Origin of the sequence: Cellulosimicrobium sp. 22598 (assembly GCF_052044445.1) — a bacterium.
In the GTDB taxonomy this organism is placed as follows: Bacteria; Actinomycetota; Actinomycetes; order Actinomycetales; family Cellulomonadaceae; genus Cellulosimicrobium; species Cellulosimicrobium cellulans_G.
In genome coordinates, this window is record NZ_JBQEMZ010000007.1 from 219,940 (window position 1) to 241,280 (window position 21,341).

Genomic DNA, 21,341 nt, shown 5'->3' on the forward strand with positions numbered 1-21,341 from the left:
ATGACGACCGGGTGGTAGGTGAGAGGCCGCCCGACAACGGTGGGACGCGCTCCTCCGGCACGACGACGTGCGGAGGACTCGCTCGACGACGAGACGAGGAGGACCAGACGCAGGGCGCTGTACGGCCCTGACGAGGACGGACGACGAAGAGGGCCGCCCGAGGACCTGTCGTCGGCGTGACGACGAGCGCGTGTGCCGCCGTCCGCCGCCGACCTGCACCACCCGCGGTGTGGCTCGCCCGAGCCGCACCGTCCCATCCCTCGAAGGAGAGACGATGAGCAAGTCTCAGATGACGCGCCGCAGCCTGATCAAGGCGCTCGCGACGTCGACCGTGGCCGTGGGCCTCGGTGCCGCCGTCGCGCCGGCGGCCGGCGCCGCCCCCGCTCCGACGGCCGCCGGGCCGCTCGCGGCCGCGGGCAACGGTCGCCTGGTCCCCCCGGGCAAGATCGGCATCCAGCTCTACTCGATCCGTGACAAGGTCTCGAGCCTCGGGTTCCGGACCGTGTTCGAGCAGCTCGCGGACATCGGCTACTCGGAGATCGAGTTCGCCGGCTACACCCAGAACCAGGTCGGGCCGATCACTCCCGAGGAGATCCGTCAGCTCCTCGACGACAACGGGCTGCGCGCCGTCGGCTCCCACGTCGGCATCAACGCGCTGCGCACCGACCTCCCGCGCCAGCTCGAGATCGCCAACATCCTCGGCATGCCGCACGTCGGCACGGCGAACGCCCCGTCCAACGTCAACACGGTCGACGGGTACCGCGCCGCCGCGGACGAGTTCAACGCGTGGGGCGCCCAGGCGGCCGCCGCGGGGCTCAAGCTCTACCAGCACAACCACGCGGGAGAGTTCGCGTTCGCGACGGACCGCCCCGACGTCCGGCTGTACGACGTCTTCTTCGACAACACCGACCCCCGCACGGTGTTCCTCGAGATGGACGTCTACTGGGCGTTCGTCGGGCAGCACCTCTACCCGGGCTTCGAGCCCATCGACTACGTCCGGAACCACGCGCACCGCTACCCGCTCCTGCACCTCAAGGACGGGGCGCGCAACGAGGCGAACCCGAACGGGTTCGACATCATCGAGTTCGACGCGGGCGACCTGCCGTACCGCGAGTTCCTCCGCGCGACGAAGGCGCGCGGCACGCGCTGGGGCATCTGGGAGCAGGACAACGCCCCCACGACGGCCGTCCCGCCGAACCCGGTCGACTCGTTCGGCAACGCCCGGCGCAGCTACACGTCGATCCTCGGCCTGCGCGGCTGAGGCACCCGGCCTCGAGGGCCCCGTCCGCGGCTGCGCGGGCGGGGCCCTCGTGCGTGCGCGGTCAGACGGCGCGGACGAACGTCCGGAGGTCCGCGAGCACCCCGGGCGCGGCGTCGCCGCCGAGGAAACCGTGGCTCGCGCCGGGCACCTCGACGAGCTCGCAGCGGACGCCGTCGCGTGCGCACGACGCGGCGAGCGTCCGCGCCTCGGGGAGCAGCGCGTCCTGGTCGCCGACCGCGAGGAACGTCGGCGGGAGCCGCGACGCGTCGAGGTCGAGCCGCGGCGCGTCCGCGAGGTCGGCGACCCGGGTCCAGGCGCGGAAGGACTCCGCGGACAGCGCGGCGTCGGGCCCGCCCGGCCGGTCCGGGTCGAACGACCCGAGCGTCAGGTCGAGATTCGGGTTGGTGAGCGCGATCCATGCCGGGGCGAGCGGCGTGCCGTGGGCCCGGTGCGCGGCGGCGACCGCGACGGCCCCGCCCGCGGAGTCGCCGAACAGGGCCGGCCTCCCGACCCCCTCCGCGGCGAGGAGCGCGAGCGCGACGAGCGCGTCGTCGGTCGCCTCGGCGAGCGTGCCCTCGGGCGCGAGCCGGTAGTCGACGGAGACGACGGTGGTCGAGAGCGCGGTCGCGAGGCGTCGGCACGAGGCGTCCTGCAGCTCCAGGTCTCCGAACAGCCCGTACCCACCGTGCAAGAACACGACCCCGGCCGCGGGCTCGCGGCGGGGGTCGTGCGCGTCCGGGACGTAGCGTCGCAGCCCGACGCCGTCCCGCGTCTCGTCCTGCACCGTCCCCGCGAACGGCCACCGCGGCCGGGCCAGGGCGCGCTCGCGCGCCTCGCGTCGCAGCGTCGTGACCCTCTGGGTGAGCTCCACGGGTCGATTCTCGGTCATCGTGCGCGAGGTGGTGGCCGGTGCGGGGGCCACGGTTGCTCGCTCGTGCGACCGGGTCCTACCTCGTGGGCTCCTCGGCGGGCACCGCGGCCACGGGGTGGGGTGCCGGGCGGGGGAGCGGGCGTACCTGGCCGGCCACGGCGAGCGACAGGACGGTCGCGGCGCAGATGACCAGGAGCATGTGGCGGGCCCCGACCTGGTCGACGAGCAGGCCGAGCAGCGGCGGCGCGGTGAGCATCGCGACGGTCGAGAACGACGTCGCGACCGCGACGCGCGGCGCGGCGTGGGCCGGGTCGTCGGAGGCCGCCGCGATGGCGACGGGGTTGGCGAGCGCGGCGCCGCAGCCCCACAGGACGATGCCGACCCACGCGAGCGGCAGGCTGGGCGCGAGGCCGAACACGAGCAGCCCGACGAGCGCGGAGACGCCCGACGCGCGCAGCACGGCCACGCGCCCGAACCGGTCGATGAGCCCGGTCCCGGCGAACCGGAACACCGTCATCGCGCCGACGAACGTGCCGTACGCGACGGCGCCGAGCGCCTCGCGCACCGCGAACCCGTCGACGACGGCGATGGAGAGCCAGTTGCCCGCGGACCCCTCGGACAGCGACGACGCGAGCAGCACGAGCCCGATGAGGAGCGTGCGCGGCTCGCGCCACGCGGCGAGCGCGGCGCGCACCCCCGCCCCGCGGCGCGGCGAGGTCGTGGGCGCGGGTGCCGCGCCGTCGTCGGCCGGCTCGGTGGTGCCCGACGGCGCGGCCGCGCGCGCGGGCGCCGTGCGGTCGGGGGCGAGCGCGGTCGCGGAGGCGACGAGCACGGCGCGCGCCACCGTGACGACGAGCGTCACGACGAGGATCTGCGCGGTGATGCCCACGTGCGCCCACGAGAACGCGGCCGCGACGAGCGCCCCGCACGCGGCGCCGATGGAGAACGCGGCGTGGAAGTGGGGGAGGATCGCCCGTCCGACGTGCTGCTCGACGGAGGCCGCGCAGATGTTGATCGGCACGTTGGTGAGCGCGCCGCACACCCCGTTGAGGAACGCGCCGGTCGCGAAGAGGACGACCCCGCCCGTCCCGGTGCCCAGGGCGACGAGGCCGAACCCGACGACGTTCCCCACCGTCGCGACGACGAGGGTCGTGCGGCTGCCGAACCGCGCGACGACCGCGCCCGCGGACACCACGGACACGAGCGAGCCCAGGCCGCCGACGACGAGCAGCAGGCCGAGCTGGCTCGCGCTGATCCCCAGCGCCTCGCGGACCGAGGGTAGGCGGCTCATCCACGACGCGCCGATGACCCCGAACAGCCCGAACTGCACCATGAGCGCCCAGCGGGCGCGCGCGACGACCGCGCGGTCCGTCAGGGCGCGGTCGGACCCGGAAACAGGTGGGGTTCTTGACACTTGCCCCAGTCTACGGAGCCCGGGGACCGTCGAGCCCGGGGATATCGCCGAGATCGAGCGCCGATGCCGGCGACGTCCCCCGGGTTCGGCACCCGGACCTCGGCCCGTCGCCGACGGGTGCTCAGAGGCGGACGGTGCCCGCGACGCACGTGACGCTCGCGCCGCCGACCCAGACCGTCCCCGACCCGTCGCGCTCGACGCGCACGCGCCCGGCCCGGCCGAGCGCCGCGCCCTGGGCGGCGAGGTAGCGGTCGGGGAGGCGGCCGTCCCGTGTGAGCCACTGCCCGACGACGGCGTTGAGGCTCCCGGTGACGGGATCCTCCGGGATGCCCATGGCGAGCGCGAACCCGCGGACCTCGACCGCGGCGCCGTCGGGACCACTGCCGTCCCCGTACAGACCGGCGACCCCGACGGAGAGGTCGGGGTGCTCGACGCGCAGCCGCGTCCAGTCGGGCACGAGCCCGGCGACGCGGTCCGCCGAGTCCAGCAGCACGACGCGCCACCCGGGCCCGTTGTCGAGGACGCGGTGGTCGACTACGGCGTCGTCGGGGACGCCGAGCGCGGCGACGATCGCCGCGAGGTCGTCGTCCGGGACCGGCTCGTCGGCGAGCAGGTCGGGCGCGGCGAACGCGAGCCCGCGCGGGAGGTCCCCGTCCGGCTCGTCGTCCGGCCCGGCAGCGACCGACCCGGCGGCCGGCGCCTCGCGCCGGATCGTCACCAGGCCGACGCCGCACTCCTGCACGACGGCGTCGCCCGCCCGGGGCTCGCCGCCCGCCTCGAGCCACGCGTGGCAGGAGCCGAGCGTCGGGTGCCCGGCGAAGGGGAGCTCGCCGCCGGGGGTGAAAATCCGCAGGCGGTAGTCGGCGCCTCCGGCGACCCCCTCGGGGCTGGGCGGAAGGAGGAATGTCGTCTCCGAGAGGTTCGTCCAGCGGGCGAAGGCGGCCATCTGGTCGTCCGTGAGCCCGTCGGCGTCGAGCACGACCGCCACGGGATTGCCGAGGGTCGGGACCTCGGTGAAGACGTCCACCTGCGCGAACGGCCGGGACGCGGTGCTGTCGGCGATGTCGCCGTGGCGTGCGCTCATGCCTCCGAGCGTACGTCCGAGCAGGCCAGGGCACTTTTGTCGACTGCAAGTCGGAAGTTGTAGACACATCGATAGAACGAGGGCTAGCCTGTCCAGCGTTGTCATCGACGGAGCCGGGCAGGGGTTACGCTCCGTGGACTCGAAGTCCGACCGAGTATGAGGGAGCAACGATGCTCGAACGCACCAGCCTGCCGGTGTCCCGCCGGATCAGGTACCGACGCGGCGCGGCCGCCCTGACCCTCGGCGCCGTGGTCGTCGCGGGCTGGGCCGTCCCCGCCGCGGCCGACCTTCCCGAGCAGGAGCCCGGCGTCACGCTGCGGACCTTCCAGCTCGCGCAGAACCCCGGGGCCGTCTGCACCCTGAAGTCCGGCCAGACCCCCAACGTCGACAAGCTCATGCCGACCATCGACTGGTCGACCGCCGAGCAGTTCGGCGCCGAGGACAACTTCATCTCGCAGGTGAGCGCGAACCTGACCGTCCCCGCGGACGGTCAGTACCAGTTCAAGGTCACCAACGACGACGGCGCCCTCGTCTACATCGACGGCCAGCTCGTCCTCGAGAACGACGGCCCGAACGACTCGACCTCCGTCGAGGGCAGCGCGACCCTCACGGCGGGCGTGCACGACCTCCGGGTCGACTACTACGAGGGCAGCGACAAGCAGCGCCTCACGCTCGCGTGGAAGACGCCGGGCAGCTCGACGTTCGAGGTCATCCCGACGTCGGCGCTCAGCACCGAGGCGGGCGTCGTGCGCGTGACCGCGCCCGGCTACAAGTACTGCGAGGGTGCGACCGACACGGCCGGCGACGGCCTGCGCCTGGACGCCGTCAACCCGAACTACGACCTCGTCGACCTGCGCCCCGAGGGCTTCGAGCCCAAGGTCTCGGGCCTGGCGTTCACGCCGGACGAGAAGCTCGCCGTCGTGACGACGGGCGAGGTCAGCTCCGGCGGCTGGCGCCCCGACCCGGTGTCCGGCGAGGTCTACTTCCTCGACGGCGTCACCACGGCGGACGGCCCCGAGGACGTCACGGCGACCCTGGTCGCTGACGAGCTGCTCAACCCGATGGGCATCGAGGTCGTCGAGGACTCGATCTTCGTCTCGGAGCGCTACCAGCTCACGCAGCTCACCGACCCCGACGGGGACGGCTTCTACGACCAGCACACGAAGATCGCGGAGTGGCCCGACGGCGGCAACTTCCACGAGTTCGCGTTCGGCCTGATCCACGACGAGGACTACTTCTACGTCAACCTCTCCGTGGCCATCAACAACGGCGGCGCGACGACCAACCCGCAGCCGGCGGCCAACCGCGGCACGTCGATCAAGATCGACCGCGAGACCGGCGAGGTCACGTACGTCGCGGGCGGCCTCCGCACGCCCAACGGCATCGGCTTCGGCCCCGAGGGTGCGATCTTCGGGACGGACAACCAGGGTGCCTGGCTGCCGGCGAACAAGCTCATCCACATCCAGCCGGGCAAGTTCTACAACCACTACACGAACCCGGCCGGGCCGTTCGACGCGAACCCCGTCTCCCCGCCGGCCGTGTGGCTCCCGCAGAACGAGATCGCGAACTCCCCGGGCAACCCGATCCTCGTCCAGGACGGCGAGTTCGCCGGCCAGATGCTCATCGGCGACGTCACCTACGGCGGCATCCAGCGCGCGTTCCTCGAGAAGGTCGACGGCGAGTTCCAGGGTGCGGTCTTCCGCCACACCGCGGGCCTCGAGGTCGGCGTGAACCGTGTCATCTACGGCCCCGACGGCGCGCTCTACGCCGGCGGCACCGGTGAGGGCGGCAACTGGGGCGAGTCCGGCAAGCTCCGGTACGGCCTCCAGAAGCTCGTCCCCGTCAACGAGGACTCCTTCGACATGAAGGAGATGCGCGTGGTCGAGGGCGGCTTCGAGATCGAGTACACCGACCCGGTCTCCGACGAGGTCGTCGAGAAGCTCGCCGACGCCTACCAGGTCAAGCAGTGGCGCTACGTGCCGACGCAGCAGTACGGCGGCCCGAAGGTCGACGAGGAGCCGCTCTTCGTCACCGACGCCACGGTGTCCGAGGACCGCACGACCGTCACGCTGAAGATCGACGGCCTCAAGCCCGGCCACGTCGTCTACATCCGGTCGCCGCGTCCGTTCGCGTCCGCCGACGGCGCCGAGCTCCTCAGCACCGAGGCCTGGTACACGCTCAACTCGCTCCCCGGCTACGTCGCCCCGGCCGACCGCGGCTGGTACGAGGCGGAGCTCGCGCAGCCGCTCGGCAGCTCGAGCATCGGCTCGGACCACAGCAACTACTCGGGCTCCGGCTTCGCCGCGGGCATGACGAGCGTCGGCGCCGGCCGCACGTTCTCCGTGACCGTCCCCGAGGCGGGCACCTACCCGGTCAACGTGCGCTACGCCAACGGCATCCACCCGTACACGACGCTGCGCGCGAAGAACGTCTCGCTGCACGTGAACGGCCAGGACCTCGGTCAGTGGAACTTCCCCACGACGGGGAGCTGGAAGGACTGGGGTGTGCTGACGCGCAACCTCGAGCTCCAGGCTGGAGTCAACACCATCACGCTCGCCTACGAGACCGGCGACGAGGGCAACATCAACATCGACGTGCTCTCGATCGGCGAGAACCCGGACATCTGCTCGCCGGGTGAGGTCGAGGACGGCTACACGGCCCTCTTCGACGGCACCCTCGCGAGCCTGCAGGAGGGCTGGCGCATGGCAGGTCCGGGTGGCTTCGGCCGCCAGGACGACTGCTCGATCCGCGGTGCGGGTGGCATGGGCCTGCTCTGGTACACGGCGCAGGAGCTCGGTGAGAACTACAGCCTGAAGCTCGACTGGAAGCTCACCAAGGACGACAACGGCGGCGTGTTCGTCGGGTTCCCGAACCCGGGCGACGACCCGTGGGTCGCCGTCAACAAGGGCTACGAGATCCAGATCGACGCGACGGACGCCCCCGACCGCACCACCGGCGCGGTCTACACGTTCCAGGGTGCCGACGAGGCGGCCCGGGACGCGGCCCTCAAGCCGGTCGGGCAGTGGAACGCGTACGACATCCGGGTCGAGGGAGACCGCATCCGCATCTACCTCAACGACGTGCTCGTCAACGACTTCACGAGCACCGACCCGGCGCGTCTGGTGAACAGCTTCGTCGGCATCCAGAACCACGGCAGCGGCGAGATGGTCAACTACCGGAACATCCGGTTCAAGGAGCTGACCGACGAGCCGGTCGAGGAGCTCGCGATCTCGACGACGGTCCAGACCCGCTGCATGGCGGGCAAGGTCTACGTCGCGGTCCGTGCCACGAACGACGACACGGTGCCGGCGGACATCACGCTGACGACGCCGTTCGGGACGAAGACGGTGACCGGCGTCCAGCCGGGTGCCTCCGCGTACCAGTCGTTCGCGACGCGCTCGACCTCGGTCGAGGCGGGCACCGCCCAGGTGTCCGCGACGGGCGGCGACCTGACGTTCCAGGCGGACGTCGCCTACGAGGCCGCGACCTGCGGCTGAGCTGAGACCCCGGGGCGGGCGGCGTGAGCCGTCCGCCCCGGGACGGACCGGGCGGGGGCGGCAGCACGAGCCGTCCCCGCCCGTCCCGTCTCACCCCCCTTCTCCACCCCGGTGGTCCCGAGGCGCACCCCTCGCACGGGCGGAGCGTGGTCCGACGGCGCTCCCACCCTCGCGTAGGGTGCTGACCTCACCTCACGGTCCGCGCAGGACCCGCACGAGCTCCTGCACCCGACCGGCTCTCTCCGCACGACGTCCCTCGACGAGGAGGACTGCCCATGGCGCTCGGACGCCTCCTGCACCGGACCGGACGGTTCGCCGCGCGTCGCCGTGGCGTCGTCCTCGGGGTCTGGGCGGTCCTCCTCGTCCTCGGCGCGGTGCTCGGCGGCGCCGTCTTCGACAAGACCACCGACGTCGATCCCGCCCCGCCCGGGAGCCCCTCCGCCCTCGCGGCCGAGCGTCTCGACGAGCTCCAGCCCGAGGGCGAGACCGTCGTCGCCGTCCTGTCCGGGCGCGACTACTTCTCCACGGAGCTGATCGCCCAGGCGAGCGAGGTGATGCACGGCATCCGGGCGATGCCGGGCGTCGTCGAGCTGTTCGACGCGTACACCGGTGGCGGCCTCATCGCCGACGACGGCCAGGGCTCGCTCGTGATCGTCGAGCTCGACCCCGCGCTGTCCGACGACGACGCCCTCGCCCTCGCGCACCAGGTCGCCGACGCGCTCCACACCGTCGACACCCCCGAGGTCCTCGTCGGCGGGGCGCTGCTCGCCGAGGAGGCGTTCGTCGACCAGGCGATCACCGACGCCGCCGTGGGCGAGGGCGTGGCGATCGCCGTCCTCCTGGTCGTGCTCGTCGTCGTCCTCGGCGGCCTGCGCGCGGGCCTGGTGCCGCTGCTGTCCGCGCTCGCCGCCATCGCGGTCGCGCTGCTCGTGCTCAGCGGCCTGCTGGGGATCGTGCCCGTCAACGAGTTCGCGGTCAACGTCGTGACGCTGCTCGGCCTCGGGCTCACGGTCGACTACTCCTTGCTCGTCCTGGCGCGCTTCCGCGAGGAGCGCGCCGAGCACCCGGGCCTCCCGCTCGACGAGCTCGTCGGGCGCACGCTCGCCACCGCCGGGCGCGCCGTCCTCGCGTCCGGGCTGGCCGTCGCGATCGCCCTGACCGGCCTGCTCCTGCTCGGCGACTCGCTGCTCTCCGGCATGGCCGTCGGCGGCGCCGTGGTGGTGCTCGTCGCGACCGCCGCCGGGCTGACGCTCGTGCCCGCGCTCGTCGCGACCTGGCACCGCGCCATCCCCGCCCCGGGAGCCCGCACCTGGTCCCACCCGTGGACCGGTCGCGGCGGGGCCGGGACGCTCGGGCGCCTCGCGCGCACCGCCCAGCGGCACGCCGTGCTCGTCACGCTCGGCGCGACCGCCCTCCTCCTCGCGCTCGCCGCGCCGCTCGGCTCGATGACGCTCGGCAGCTCCGAGGTCCACTCCCTGCCCGCCGACGCCGAGGCGCGCCTCGCCGCCGACGCGTCGACGTCGCGCTTCGCCGACCTCGGCGTCACCCCGATCACCGTGCTCGTCGAGGCGCCCCGCGGCGACGAGGCCGCCTCCGCCTACCTCGACCGCGTCGCGGCCCTGCCGGGCGTCGAGGACGCGATGCAGGACACCGACTACCCGTCCGAGGTCCTCGTCGTCGACGTCACGCCCGACGTCGGCGAGGGCGGCGACGCGACCGCCGCCGAGGCCCAGGACCTGCTGCGCGCGATCCGCGCGATCGACACGGGCGACCTCGACGTGCACGTCGCCGGTCCGGCCGCCGAGGTCGTCGACACCCAGGAGCACCTCGCGCAGCGCCTCCCGCTCGCCGCGGGCGTCGTCGTGCTCGCGACGTTCGTGCTCCTCTTCCTGCTCACCGGCTCGCTCGTCGTGCCGCTCAAGGCGCTCGTGATGAACCTGCTCACGCTCGCCGCGACGCTCGGCGTCCTCGTCTCGGTGTTCCAGCACGGCGTCGGGGCCTCGCTGCTCGGGTTCGAGCCGTGGGGCGCGCTCGACGTCACGACGCCCCTGCTCATCGGCATGCTCGTGTTCGGCCTGTCCACCGACTACGAGGTGTTCCTCCTCGCGCGCACGGCCGAGGAGTGGCGCGCCCGCACGCCCGGGGAGGACCTGCGCGCCGCGAACGACCGGGCCGTGCTCCGCGGCATCACCGCGACCGGCCCGGTCGTCACGACGGCCGCCGTCGCCATCGGCATCGTGTTCCTCGGTTTCGCGGCGGGCGAGCTCGTCGCGATGAAGGAGGTCGGCGTCGGCATGGCCGTCGCCGTGCTCCTCGACGTGACCGTCGTGCGCGGCCTCCTCCTCCCGGCGACCATGACGCTTCTCGGGCGATGGAACTGGTGGCCGTCGTGGCGGGACGGTTCCGAGGGTTCAGTCCGGGCGAGGGCTCCGCGGGGGCGCGACGGGTCTTCCATCCGCCGCTCGTCCCTCGCGGCTCCCGCCAGACCCACCACGACCCGTCACACCCCCGCTCCGCCCTCGCCCTCGGCGTCCGGCTCACCCTCCGCGCCGCCGAGGTAGAGCCCTGGTAGGCCCCAGGTAGAGCCCTGGTCTGCCGAGGTAGAGCCTTGGTCTGCCGAGGTAGAGGTCTGGTGGGCCGAGGGAGAGCCGTGGTGCGTCAGGCGTCGCGCATGACCTCGGCGACGAAGCGGGCGGAGCGCTCGCGGAGGCCGTCGACGCGGAGCTCGACGAACAGCTCGCGCATCGACTCGTCGTCGCCGATCTCGGTGCGGGTCGGTGTGCGGCGCACGTTCTGCGAGCACAGGAAGTGGGTGCAGATGAGGGTGCCGACGGTGTTGCCGCGGCGCCCGGCGGCGCCGGCGCGCCGCGCGACGTAGAGGCTCACGTCGTCCGTGACGACGACGTCCTCGCACCACGCGCAGACGGCGCGCTTGCGCATGCCGCCCGTCTTGGCGTCGGTGGAGCGCAGCAGGACGCCGCGCGGCTCGCCGTCGACCTCGACGACGGCGTACGCGAGCAGCGGCGCCTTGCGGTCGCGCCACCCGAGGTAGTCGAGGCGGTCCCAGTCGAGCGAGTCGAGCTCGGGGAGGGTCGCCTGCGCGGCCTCGCGCTTCGAGGCGTTGACGAACGACGCGCGGATCTGCTTCTCGGTCAGGGGGTTCATGGGTTCAGGGCTTCCGTGTCGGTACGGACCCACCCTGCCCGACGGCGTGCGGCGGCGCAGGCGGCCGGCTCACCGCGACGCGGGGTCGCGGTGGCCGCACGACGACGGCGCTCGTCCGAGGCGGGGAAGGCGGGGAGGACGGCATGCCCGCTACCGCCGTCGCCAAGACCTGCTCGGTGCGGGGGAGGTGTCGTCAGGAACGCGTCGTGACGACGAATACCCAGCACCCAACGGGGCGGGGCGCCTTGTCGGCGTCCGGAGGGTGGTCTCAGCGGGTGACGGTGCGGGAGGGGAGGGTGCCCGAGCAGGCCGCCATGGCCACCTCGCAGCCTGCGGTGCTGTGCATCCGCGTCTCCTCGTCCCGTGCGGTGCGCCCGTCCGGCGCGACCTGAACCGTGGCCGTGCCCGACCGGCACGACGAACGGCTGCCCTCGGCAACCGTCACCCTCGATGGTGCGCCTCGCACACCGCCGTCGTCAACGTGATTCCCCCTCGCACGGCGAGACCGGTCGTCGCCGAACCCGGGGTTCCTCCCCAGGATGCGCTCCGCGTGGGGAGGAACCCCGGGTTCGGCGATGTCGCGACCGGTGACCTCCGGCGCCCGGAGAGGGACGAAAGACGACGCGGCGGGACGCTCGCGGGCGCGAGACTCGGAGGCTCCGCCACCCGTCGTCGAGGAGGATCCTCCGTGCCCGTCGCGCCGTCACCGTCCGAGACCGCCGTACCCGTGGGGGAGCGCCTGGTGTCCGTCGAGGTGGTGGTGCCGTCCGGGGTGTTCTGGTCGGGCCCGGCGCGCAGCGTCACGGTGCCGTCGGTGTCGGGCACGCTGGGGATCCTCGCGCGGCACCAGCCCGTCGCGGCGACCCTCGCGGCGGGGCGCGTGCGGCTGCGGACCCCGGACCGTCCGACGGCGGAGCTGCGCATCGGCGGCGGCTTCCTCGTGGTCGACGACGACGAGGTGACGATCCTCGCCGACGACGCGACGTGGGTGCAGGCCCGGTAGCCCCTACGCGGGGTCGGCCGCCGGACCGAGCTGCACGACGACGATCCGGTGCCCGTCCGGGTCGTGGACGTGCGCGAACCGGTCCCCGGACTCGGCGTCGGAGTCCGGCCCGACGAACGGCTCGATCCCCACGGCGGCGAGCCGCGCGAGGGTCGCGTCGAGGTCGTCGACGTAGAGGACGAGGTTCGGCAGCCCGTGGCGCACGAGGGGCGTGCCGCCGTCGGGGAGCGGGACGAGCCACAGCCCGGGCTCGTCGACGCGGCCGGGCCCGACGTGCAGCAGCGGGAACCCGTCGGTCTCGCCGCGGAACAGCGTGCCGAACCCGAACCCGTCCGCCCAGAACGCGGCGCTCGCGTCGAGGTCGTGGCAGAGCAGGACCGTGCGGCCGATCGTCGTCGTCATGGCGGCGAGCCTAGGCCGTGCCGCCGACACCGCGCCCGCCCGGCGCCCGCCCTCACGGGCGCGCGTGCGCCGTCGGGCATACCGTGGACCGCATGGCGACCGACGGCGGCATCCGCAGGACGATCAGCGACCTCGTCGCGCAGGAGCGCGAGCTCCGCGAGCAGCTCGCGCACGGCGAGATCACCGGCGGGCAGGAGCACGAGCGACTGCGTGCGATCGAGGTCGAGCTCGACCAGTGCTGGGACCTGCTGCGCCAGCGCGACGCGGCCCGCGAGTTCGGGAGCGACCCGGATGCGGCCACCGTGCGCGACCCCGGTACGGTGGAGAACTACCTGGACTGATCGTCGCCGACGACGACGCCCGGGCCCACGCACCGACCTCAGAAGGAGAACGCCATGACCACGACCAGCGAGCAGGCGGCCGACAGCCCCCTCCCCACCGGGACGGAAGGCCGCGACATCCCCGGGCACGCGGGCGCGCTGGCGCGGTTCGTCGTCTCGTTCGCGCTGTTCGTCGGGGGCCTGGTCCTCATGGGGTCGGGCATGTCCGGCGTCGACGGCGGCGTGTGGCTCTTCGTCGGCGGGCTCCTCGCCGCGACGCTCGCGTTCGCCCTCCCGATGGCGGGGACGGGCACGACCGAGCGCTGACCGACACGACGCGGAGGCCGGGTCTCGACGGGACCCGGCCTCCGGCGTGTGCGGGGATCAGCCGAGCGTGGCGCGGACCGCCTTCGCCGCGGCGACCAGGTGCTCGAGCGACGGCACGGTCTCCTCGTAGCGACGCGTCTTGAGGCCGCAGTCCGGGTTGACCCACACGACCGTCGGGTCGATCGACTTCACGGCGAGCTCCAGCAGCTCGGTGACCTCCTCGGCGGAGGGCACGCGCGGGCTGTGGATGTCGTAGACGCCCGGCCCGATGCCGCGCGCGTACCCGGCGTCGCGCAGCTCCGGCACGATCTCCATGCGGGAGCGCGCCGCCTCGACCGACGTCACGTCCGCGTCGAGGCCGTCGATCGCGCCGATGACCTCGCCGAACTCCGAGTAGCACAGGTGCGTGTGGATCTGCGTCGCCGCCTCCACGCCCGACGTCGCGAGCCGGAACGAGCCGACCGACCAGTCGAGGTACGCGGGCTGGTCGGCCTTGCGCAGCGGCAGGAGCTCGCGCAGCGCGGGCTCGTCGACCTGGACGATCCCGATGCCGGCGGCCTCCAGGTCCGCGATCTCGTCGCGCAGCGCGAGGCCCACCTGGTTCGCGGTGTCGCCGAGCGGCTGGTCGTCGCGCACGAACGACCACGCGAGGATCGTCACCGGCCCGGTGAGCATGCCCTTGACCGGCTTCTCGGTGAGCGACGCCGTGTACGCGGACCACTCGACCGTGATCGGCGCAGGCCGCGTGACGTCGCCCCACAGGATCGGCGGGCGGACGCAGCGCGAGCCGTACGACTGGACCCAGCCGTTCGCCGTGACGGCGAACCCGTCGAGGTGCTCCGCGAAGTACTGCACCATGTCGTTGCGCTCGGGCTCGCCGTGCACGAGGACGTCGAGGCCCAGCTCCTCCTGGAGCGCGACGACGCGCGCGATCTCCTCGCGCATCGCGGCCGTGTAGTCCGCGTCCGAGAGCTCGCCCTTCGTCCACAGCGCGCGGGCGCGGCGGATCTCCGGCGTCTGCGGGAACGAGCCGATCGTGGTCGTCGGCAGCGGCGGCAGGTTCAGACGCTCCTGCTGCGCGGCCGCGCGCTCGGCGTAGTCGCCGCGCGCGAAGTCCGCGTCGGTCAGCGCGGCGGCGCGCTCGCGCACCGCGGGCACGACGACGCCGCTCGCCTCCGCGCGCGACGCCACCGCCGCGCGGGACGCCTCGATCTCCGTCGCGACGGCGTCGCGACCCTCCGTGAGCGTGCGGGCGAGCGTCGCGACCTCGCCGACCTTCTGGTCCGCGAACGCGAGCCAGTCGCGCAGGCGCGGGTCGAGCGTCGTGCCCGACGCCGTCCCCGGCTCGGCGAACACCTCGTCCTCCACGTCGTGCGGCACGTGCAGCAGCGACGTCGACGTCCCGACGGCGACCGCACCGGCACCCAGCGTCTGGAGCGCGTCGACGACGTCGAGCTTCGCCGCGAGGTCCGCGCGCCACACGTTGTGCCCGTCGATCACGCCCGCGACGAGCGTCTTCCCGGCGAGGCCGGGGACGCCGCCGTCGGCCGCCGTCGGGACGGCGCCCTTGACGAGGTCGATCGCGATCGCCTCCACGTCGGTGCCCGCGAGGAGCGCGAGCCCGTCCCGCGCGTCGCCGCCGTCGTCCTCGGCACCGGCCTGCAGCCCCCCGAACGGCGCGGCGACGAGGATCGCGGGCCGCGCCCCCTGCGCCGAGCCCGTGATCTCTCCCGAGCCGGAGGACTCCGTGGGGAGCGACCCCGGGTTCGGCACAGGGCGGAGGTCCGTCGCGAGGGTGCGGTAGGCCGACTCCACCGCTGCCGCGAGCTCCGTGAACGGCACGTCGACCGAGTCGGTGACGAGGATCGGCTCGTCGAGCTGGACCCACGGCGCGCCGGCGGCGGCGAGCGCGCGCAGCAGGTCGGCGTAGGCGGCGACGACGTCGTCGAGGCGGTCGAGCGGGCGGAAGCCTGCGGCCGACGACGCAGCGTCGTCGGCGGCCTTGGACAGCGCGAGGAACGTCACCGGCCCGACGACGACGGGTCGCGTGACGACGCCCGCCTCCTTGGCCTCGACGAACTCGCGCACGATGCGGTCGTCCACGAACCGGATCGGGGTGTCCGGGCCGATCTCGGGCACGAGGTAGTGGTAGTTCGTGTCGAACCACTTGGTCATCTCGAGCGGGGCGTCGTCGCCCTGGCCGCGCGCGACGGTGAAGTAGCCCGCGAGGTCGAGGCGGCCCGCGTCGTCGGGCCCGGTGCCGAGGAGCGACGCGAACCGCGACGGGATCGCCCCGAGCGAGGCGGCGACGTCGAGCACCTGGTCGTAGTAGGAGAACGACCCGGGGACGGACGCGTCGTCGGCGCCGAGGCCGAGCTCGACGAGCCGGCGCACGGTCGCGAGGCGCAGCTCGCGGGCCGTGGCCTCGAGCTCGTCGGCCGACGTCTTGCCGGCCCAGAAGGCCTCGACGGCCTTCTTGAGCTCGCGGCGGCGCCCGATGCGGGGGTAGCCGAGCACGGTGCCGGCGGGGAATCCGGCCTGGATCTGGGTAGGGGAGGGTACGGAAGTGGCCATGATCGAAACCTCTTGCTGGTCCGGAGGACCGGTCAGACGGGCGTGCCGTGCGTGGCGGCGCTCGTCGGGGGCAGGGAGGTGCCGGTGACCCACGGCCCGCTGGCCAGGTCCGGGACGAGCGGGGCGGCGGCAGCGCTGGCGCTGCCCCCGGTCCCGCGCGACCCGCCGCCGAGGTGGACACCCTCGAGCAGGTCAAGAGCGGCGCGGTGCTTGTTGAACGTGTACACGTGCAGACCGGGCGCGCCCGCGTCGAGGACGCGCTGCGCGAGGTCGACCGAGTACGCGATCCCGTAGGCGTGCTGCGCCTCCGGGTCGGGCAGGGCGTCGAGCGCGTCCAGCAGGTGCTGGGGCGCGCGCACGCCCGTGAGCTCCTCGACGCGGCGGAGCCGTGCGGGCTCCGTCGTGGGCAGCAGCCCGGCGAGGATGGGGATCGTCACGCCGGCCGCGCGGGCCTCGGCGACGAAGTCGGTGTACGACGACGCGTCGTAGAAGAGCTGCGTGATCGCGAAGCTCGCGCCGGCCTGCTGCTTCTGGAACAGGCGGCGCACCTCCTGGGTGCGCGTCGTGCCGGCGGCGGGGTTGCCGTCGCTGAACGTCGCGACGGCGATCGTCAGCGGCCGGGCCGCGCCGCGCAGGGCCGCGGCCGGGTCGGCCGCGCACCGCGACGCCTCGACCTCGCGCAGGAGCGCGACGAGCTCGGTCGACGACCGGACGCCGTCGGGCGCGGGCTGCCAGTCCGGCTGGTCGCGCGGCGGGTCGCCCCGCAGCGCGAGGAAGCTCCGCACGCCCTCGTCGAGGAAGTCGGAGATGACCTCCTCGACGTCCTCGCGCGACGCCCCGACGCACGTGAGGTGCGCGATCGGCAGCACGGGCGTGCCCTGGAGCAGGCGGCCGACGACGTGGCGAGCCGTCGCGCGGTCGGTGCCCGCCGCGCCGTACGTCACGGACACGAAGTCGGGGTGCGTCGCGACGAGACGGCGTGCCGTCTCCCAGAACTTGGGCGCCGCGTCCGGGCGCCGCGGGGGCATGAGCTCGAACGAGACCGTGGGACGTGCCGCCCCGCCGTGCGCCTGCCCGACGGCGTCCGCGACGCTCACGACGTCGCCTCGCCGGGGCGCGCCACGGCACGCGGCGCCGGGACACGGAAGGGCGCGACCGCCGTCGGGCACGTGCCCGGACGGTGCGCGAAGGATGCCTCTGAGGTCATGCGTCACTCCATCGACCCTGGCGTTAGCACCTTTGTCCTCGGGAGGCTTCCGTCGGCGGGTTGCTGCGGTGTCGTCGAGCCAGGACTCTCGACCGCTCTGGATGGTTGCCACGATCCTACGGGCCATCCGGCATACGGTCGAGGGTGCCCGTCACGTGAGACGGGATGGCGTTGCCCGGGGGTGCCGAGACGTTCGGGGACGTGGGCCGGTGTCCGCGTCCCTGGACGGCGAGAACACGGTGTGAGTGCGATCGCAACGGGGTGACCCCGGGGGTGACCGCGGGTGAAGGATGCTGTGAGTGGTATCACGGGTGGGGCCGGCAAGCATGCTCTCGCCTGCGACGATGCGCGCCGTGGCTCTCAGGAGCGCTCAACTGGACGGTCGTTCAGGTCTACCGTCGAAAGGCGTGGTCGACCCGCTCTGACATGCGATCTGCCCGGCCCCTCTTGGCGGAGTACGAACCGGGCAGATCTCTCCCTCTCAAGGAAGGACCTCACAGTCCCATGCGTATCGCATCGGGGGCAATGCTCGGCGCTGCCCTCATCCTCAGCCTGTCCGCGGCACCCGCGCTCGCTGGCGGGTCCGACTCGCCCACGCCCTACCGCGTGGCCCCGGAAGGGCTCTATCTCCCCGCGGGTGACGCGTTCCCGGACGGTGGCCACGTGAACGTCCGCTACACGGTCGAGGGCGCCGAGCGGTCGGTCGGCATCCACTTCGAGACGCTCAACGACCAGCCGTCGGGCCGGTTCGTCGGCTCGAGCTTCCTCCCGTGGTCGGCGCTCGTCCACTCGGACGACTACTGCATCACGTGGGTCCAGGTCGCCCACTACGACGAGCACTTCGGTGAAGGCGGCCAGGATCCCGTCTGCTCGAGCGTGCCGTCGGACCCGGTTGAGCCGTCAGACCCGGTTGAGCCGTCGGATCCGGTCGAGCCGTCAGACCCGGCCGAGCCGACAGACCCGGCCGAGCCGACAGACCCGGCCGAACCGACAGGTCCGGCCGAGCCCACGCACCCGGCGGACCCGAGCGATCCGGCGGAGCCTGTCGTGCCGTCGCAGCCCGTCGACATGGTCGTGGCCGAGCCGACCACGGACGCCATACCTGGTGCGGCGCAGCCCGCGGAGAAGGGAGAGCTGGCGGCGACGGGGCTTGAGACGGTGCCGGTCGCGGCGGCGTCCGGTGCGCTGCTCCTGGCCGGTGTCCTGCTCGTTGCCGGGCGCCGCCTCGTGCGCCTCCGCGAGGGCTGAGCGGGAGCCGGTTCCCGTGAGGTCGGGCCGTCGCTCCGTCCTGTGGTCACCCTCAGGATCACCCTCCGTACCTCCTGACTTCGCCGGTCCGTGAGGTTGTATCGGGGCAGACGTAGGGCGCGCGGTAACCGTGTCGCCCTGCGTCCTTGTGCCGGGCGCATGACGGATCACCCGTCGTGACTCCGGCCGACCGACGTCTGTCAGAGGTATGGAGCGGTGGCGGAGGCGAGAGACGGCGGACGACAGCGAGAGCAGGGTTCACCCTCGATCAGCGGGTGGCAGCAGGTGCTGACCGGTCGGGAAGAGGCGGGCGGCGCGGGACGGGCCGAGGTGGAAGCGGCGCTTCGCGGTCTGCTCCCGCGTCTGGCGACGACCTCTGCGGCGATCGAGCGTCCGCTCCTTGACGACACGCTCACGAGCACCACCCGTCACGTCCTGGTCCGCGCCGCGCGCGGCTTCGGGAAGACCGTGTCGGTCGCACGGTGGTCGCGGGCCGCGCTCGCCGAGGGCCAGGTGATCGTCTGGCTCTCGGCGTCCGCGAGCGACCCGGCGCGGCGGTGCATCGGTGCCGGAGAGCTCGCGGACCGCGTTCTCGACCAGGTGCGGTACGTGCTCCGGCCCACGGGGTCCACCGATCTCGACGGCGCGGGACCCGGGCGCCTCGGGGCGCTGCTCCGCGCTCTGGGCCCGGTGACCGTCGTCGTCGACGACGTCCGTGCAGGCCATGCAGGCCTCATCGACGCGGCCTGCGCGGCGGCGGTCGCTCTCGGGGCACGGGCGGTCGTGCTGAGCACCGTCGGTCCCACGCCCGTCCGGCGGGGCACAGGCATGGTCGAGGTCGGCATGGCTGCGCTCGCATGGAGCGCGCAGGACACGGTGCGCTTCGCCCGGGTGCGAGGGATCGAGATCACCGAGGAGGTGGCGGGGCTCGTCACCGACGGACTTGGCGGCTACCCGGCGTCGATCGTCACCGCGGTGGCCGACCTGGGTTCGGGCGGTTCGGGAGGAGTCGATCTCCACGACGCGGTCCCCGCCGTCGTCCGTCGAGAGACGACGCGAGCTCTGGGGTCGTTCGTGCCTCCGGAGATCATGCCCTTCCTCCTCGACACCTGCGTCGAGCGTCGTCTCCAGGTGGACGAGCTCGACGACCTGACGGCGGTGCCGGACGCGCGCTCGACGGCTCGGCGACTCGTCGAGGGGGGGATCCTCTACCGTCATGTGGGCGCTGACGCGGGCGTGCTCGAGTACGAGCCCAGGATGCGGCAGAGCCTGCTCTCGCACCTGCGCTATCTGGATCCGGCCGGCTACGTGCGCCGCTTCCAGCAGCGTGTGGACGCTCACGTCGCCCGGGGGGCCACGTGGGCGGCCCTCTCGCGGGCGCTCGACTCCAGAGAGCCCGGAGTCGTGGACCGCGCGCTGGTCGCGACCTGGCCCGACCTGCTCGCCGTCAGCTCCGGGCCGGGCTTCGACGAGCTGTGGCGCAGCGCCGTCGAACGATGTCCGGAGAGCATCCCGGGCCGACTCCGCATCCTGCGCGCGGCGATACGACCCACGATCGGCCGCATCGAGTCGCTCGACGAGCACGACGAGCCTCTTGCCGAGGCCGTCGCGCCGACGACCGCATCGCCTGAAGCGCGGGCGTTGGACGCCTTCTGTCGGGTCGCACTCCTGCGCCGCGCCGGCCTGTACGACAAGTCCTTGCAGGCGGCACAGGGTGCGCTCGACGATCTCGGTGCCGACCGCGGCGCGCCGCGGTCGATCGGCGCGGCAGTGCTGCTCGAGCTGCAGGCGTCGATGAGCGCGCTCTGCGCAGGTCTGGTCCGGGTCGCGGCAGCGTTCGCCGACTCGGCCTCGCAGCGGGCCACACGCTCGGGTGCGCTCTCCGTCGCTGCCGTGGCGTGCGAGCTGGCGGCGGTCGCGGAGGCGTGTGGTGGTGATCTCGTGGCCGCGGACGAGTGGGTGCGCGAGTCGCGGTCCTTGCCGGCCCCGCCCGCCTGGTGGCGCGGGTGCGGGGGGGACGTCCCGTCGGTCGTCGCAGCGCTGGTCCACCTGGAGGGTCGCCGTATCGACGAGGCCAAGGCGTCGCTCGGGAGGAGCATCGAGAGGCCGGGCGGTGACCTCTGGTTCGTGCGGAGGCATGTGATGGCGGTGATGGCCGAGCTCAGCGGTACTCCGGATCTCGCGCTCGACGTCCTGGTGGCGGATGCCGCGAGGAGAGGCATGGCGGTCGAGCCCGACGCGAGCGAGCGGCGCGCACCTTTCCTGGTCGTGCAGGACGTCGCTCGCTTGCACCTGGTGGCGGGTCGCGGTGCAGCCGCCATCCGCGTCGCCGACACCCTCCCGCGGTCCGCGCCGGTCCGAGACGTCGTCAACGCCCATGCGCTCGTGGCGAGCGGGAGCCTGGTCGAGGCGTTCCGTCGCGTCGCGAGGCTCGGCGAGAGGGCCCGGCTGACGACGGGGGCTCGCATCGAGGGCCTCGCCGTCACGGCCAGCGCACTCGTGGCGCTGGGAGAGAAGGACCAGGCCCGCGCGGAGATGCGGCGGGCGTGGGGCCTTGCGCGCCGGGCGAACGCGCTGCTCGAGCTCCGGTGGGCCTCTCCTGAGGCGATGGACCTCCTGCTCGCGGACGTCGACGGTGCGGAGCGTGCCGAGCTGGAGCCGGTGGCGGAGCTTGGGCGGCGGGCCTCGCCCGAGGGCGGGACGGTCCTGCTGCCCGAGCGTCAGCTCCTCGTGCTCCAGCTCGTCGTCGACGGGCTGAGCGGCCCCGAGATCGCCCGCAGGCTCTACGTCTCGCACAACACGGTGAAGACTCAGATCCGCGAGATCTACCGTCGCCTGGGCACCCACACGCGTGCGGAGACGGTGATGCGCGCGAAGCAGCTCGGTCTCGTCGCGGCGAGCCGGGGAGCGGTCCGGCGCGGCGTGAACGCGGCCTCGGCGGCAGGTACGAAGCAACATCGATGACGGC

At 73.5% G+C, this 21,341-nt stretch carries 15 protein-coding genes and 1 riboswitch; of the genes, 8 read left to right on the plus strand and 7 right to left on the minus strand.

All coding sequences use genetic code 11. The annotated features are described in order from the left end of the window. Positions 1-274 precede the first annotated feature (274 nt). Complete coding sequence (locus ACTJIY_RS10045; RefSeq protein WP_253051505.1) at positions 275-1,261, plus strand: sugar phosphate isomerase/epimerase family protein; 987 nt, start codon at positions 275-277, stop codon at positions 1,259-1,261. Between the two features lie 61 nt (positions 1,262-1,322). Here ACTJIY_RS10045 and ACTJIY_RS10050 read toward each other — a convergent pair whose 3' ends face one another. The 3 genes from ACTJIY_RS10050 to ACTJIY_RS10060 all read right to left on the minus strand — a co-directional run bounded on the left by ACTJIY_RS10050 (position 1,323) and on the right by ACTJIY_RS10060 (position 4,630). Beyond that, the gene (locus tag ACTJIY_RS10050; RefSeq protein ID WP_440673581.1) at positions 1,323-2,132 is read right to left on the minus strand and encodes an alpha/beta hydrolase; all 810 of its coding nucleotides are present in this window, start codon (positions 2,130-2,132) and stop codon (positions 1,323-1,325) included. A gap of 76 nt (positions 2,133-2,208) precedes the next feature. Further along, on the minus strand, positions 2,209-3,546 hold the full coding sequence (locus ACTJIY_RS10055) for an MFS transporter (RefSeq protein ID WP_440673580.1): 1,338 nt from the start codon (positions 3,544-3,546) through the stop codon (positions 2,209-2,211). 121 nt (positions 3,547-3,667) lie between these two features. Next, positions 3,668-4,630: a PhzF family phenazine biosynthesis protein gene (locus tag ACTJIY_RS10060; protein ID WP_440673579.1), complete on the minus strand. Its 963-nt coding sequence runs from the start codon at positions 4,628-4,630 to the stop codon at positions 3,668-3,670. A 170-nt stretch (positions 4,631-4,800) separates the two neighbouring features. On the opposite strand from ACTJIY_RS10060, the gene ACTJIY_RS10065 reads away from it, so the two are divergent. Together ACTJIY_RS10065 and ACTJIY_RS10070 are read left to right on the plus strand one after the other, a co-directional pair. Next, positions 4,801-8,127, plus strand: a complete 3,327-nt coding sequence (locus ACTJIY_RS10065; RefSeq protein WP_440673578.1) for a family 16 glycoside hydrolase — start codon at positions 4,801-4,803, stop codon at positions 8,125-8,127. Positions 8,128-8,402: 275 nt separating this feature from the next. Further along, a complete protein-coding gene (locus ACTJIY_RS10070) occupies positions 8,403-10,688 on the plus strand; it encodes an MMPL family transporter (protein WP_440673577.1) in 2,286 nt (761 codons plus the stop codon). Positions 10,689-10,785: 97 nt separating this feature from the next. On the opposite strand, the gene ACTJIY_RS10075 is transcribed toward ACTJIY_RS10070, so the two are convergent. Beyond that, entirely contained in the window at positions 10,786-11,292 is a 507-nt protein-coding gene (locus tag ACTJIY_RS10075; protein WP_353706873.1) for an FBP domain-containing protein, read from the minus strand. 688 nt (positions 11,293-11,980) lie between these two features. Here ACTJIY_RS10075 and atpC point away from each other — a divergent pair. Then, positions 11,981-12,295, plus strand: coding sequence for an ATP synthase F1 subunit epsilon (gene atpC / locus ACTJIY_RS10080; protein ID WP_440673576.1), 315 nt, complete (start codon positions 11,981-11,983; stop codon positions 12,293-12,295). A gap of 3 nt (positions 12,296-12,298) precedes the next feature. Here the strand turns inward: atpC and ACTJIY_RS10085 are convergent, their stop codons facing one another. Next, complete coding sequence (locus ACTJIY_RS10085; protein WP_440673575.1) at positions 12,299-12,697, minus strand: VOC family protein; 399 nt, start codon at positions 12,695-12,697, stop codon at positions 12,299-12,301. 92 nt (positions 12,698-12,789) lie between these two features. On the opposite strand from ACTJIY_RS10085, the gene ACTJIY_RS10090 reads away from it, so the two are divergent. Continuing rightward, positions 12,790-13,038, plus strand: coding sequence for a DUF2630 family protein (locus tag ACTJIY_RS10090; RefSeq protein WP_253051496.1), 249 nt, complete (start codon positions 12,790-12,792; stop codon positions 13,036-13,038). Positions 13,039-13,092: 54 nt separating this feature from the next. Beyond that, a complete protein-coding gene (locus tag ACTJIY_RS10095; protein WP_231581656.1) occupies positions 13,093-13,344 on the plus strand; it encodes a hypothetical protein in 252 nt (83 codons plus the stop codon). A gap of 57 nt (positions 13,345-13,401) precedes the next feature. Here ACTJIY_RS10095 and metE read toward each other — a convergent pair whose 3' ends face one another. After that, the gene (metE, locus tag ACTJIY_RS10100) at positions 13,402-15,918 is read right to left on the minus strand and encodes a 5-methyltetrahydropteroyltriglutamate--homocysteine S-methyltransferase (RefSeq protein ID WP_440673574.1); all 2,517 of its coding nucleotides are present in this window, start codon (positions 15,916-15,918) and stop codon (positions 13,402-13,404) included. A gap of 32 nt (positions 15,919-15,950) precedes the next feature. Next, positions 15,951-16,946 carry a methylenetetrahydrofolate reductase gene (locus tag ACTJIY_RS10105; protein WP_440673694.1) on the minus strand — a complete coding sequence of 332 codons (996 nt, stop codon included), beginning with the start codon at positions 16,944-16,946 and terminating at the stop codon, positions 15,951-15,953. Between the two features lie 184 nt (positions 16,947-17,130). Further along, a riboswitch (SAM riboswitch) is annotated at positions 17,131-17,233 on the minus strand. 396 nt (positions 17,234-17,629) lie between these two features. On the opposite strand from ACTJIY_RS10105, the gene ACTJIY_RS10110 reads away from it, so the two are divergent. Together ACTJIY_RS10110 and ACTJIY_RS10115 are read left to right on the plus strand one after the other, a co-directional pair. Further along, positions 17,630-18,373: a hypothetical protein gene (locus ACTJIY_RS10110; protein ID WP_253051494.1), complete on the plus strand. Its 744-nt coding sequence runs from the start codon at positions 17,630-17,632 to the stop codon at positions 18,371-18,373. A gap of 330 nt (positions 18,374-18,703) precedes the next feature. Beyond that, positions 18,704-21,337: a LuxR C-terminal-related transcriptional regulator gene (locus tag ACTJIY_RS10115; protein WP_353706867.1), complete on the plus strand. Its 2,634-nt coding sequence runs from the start codon at positions 18,704-18,706 to the stop codon at positions 21,335-21,337. Positions 21,338-21,341 lie beyond the last annotated feature (4 nt).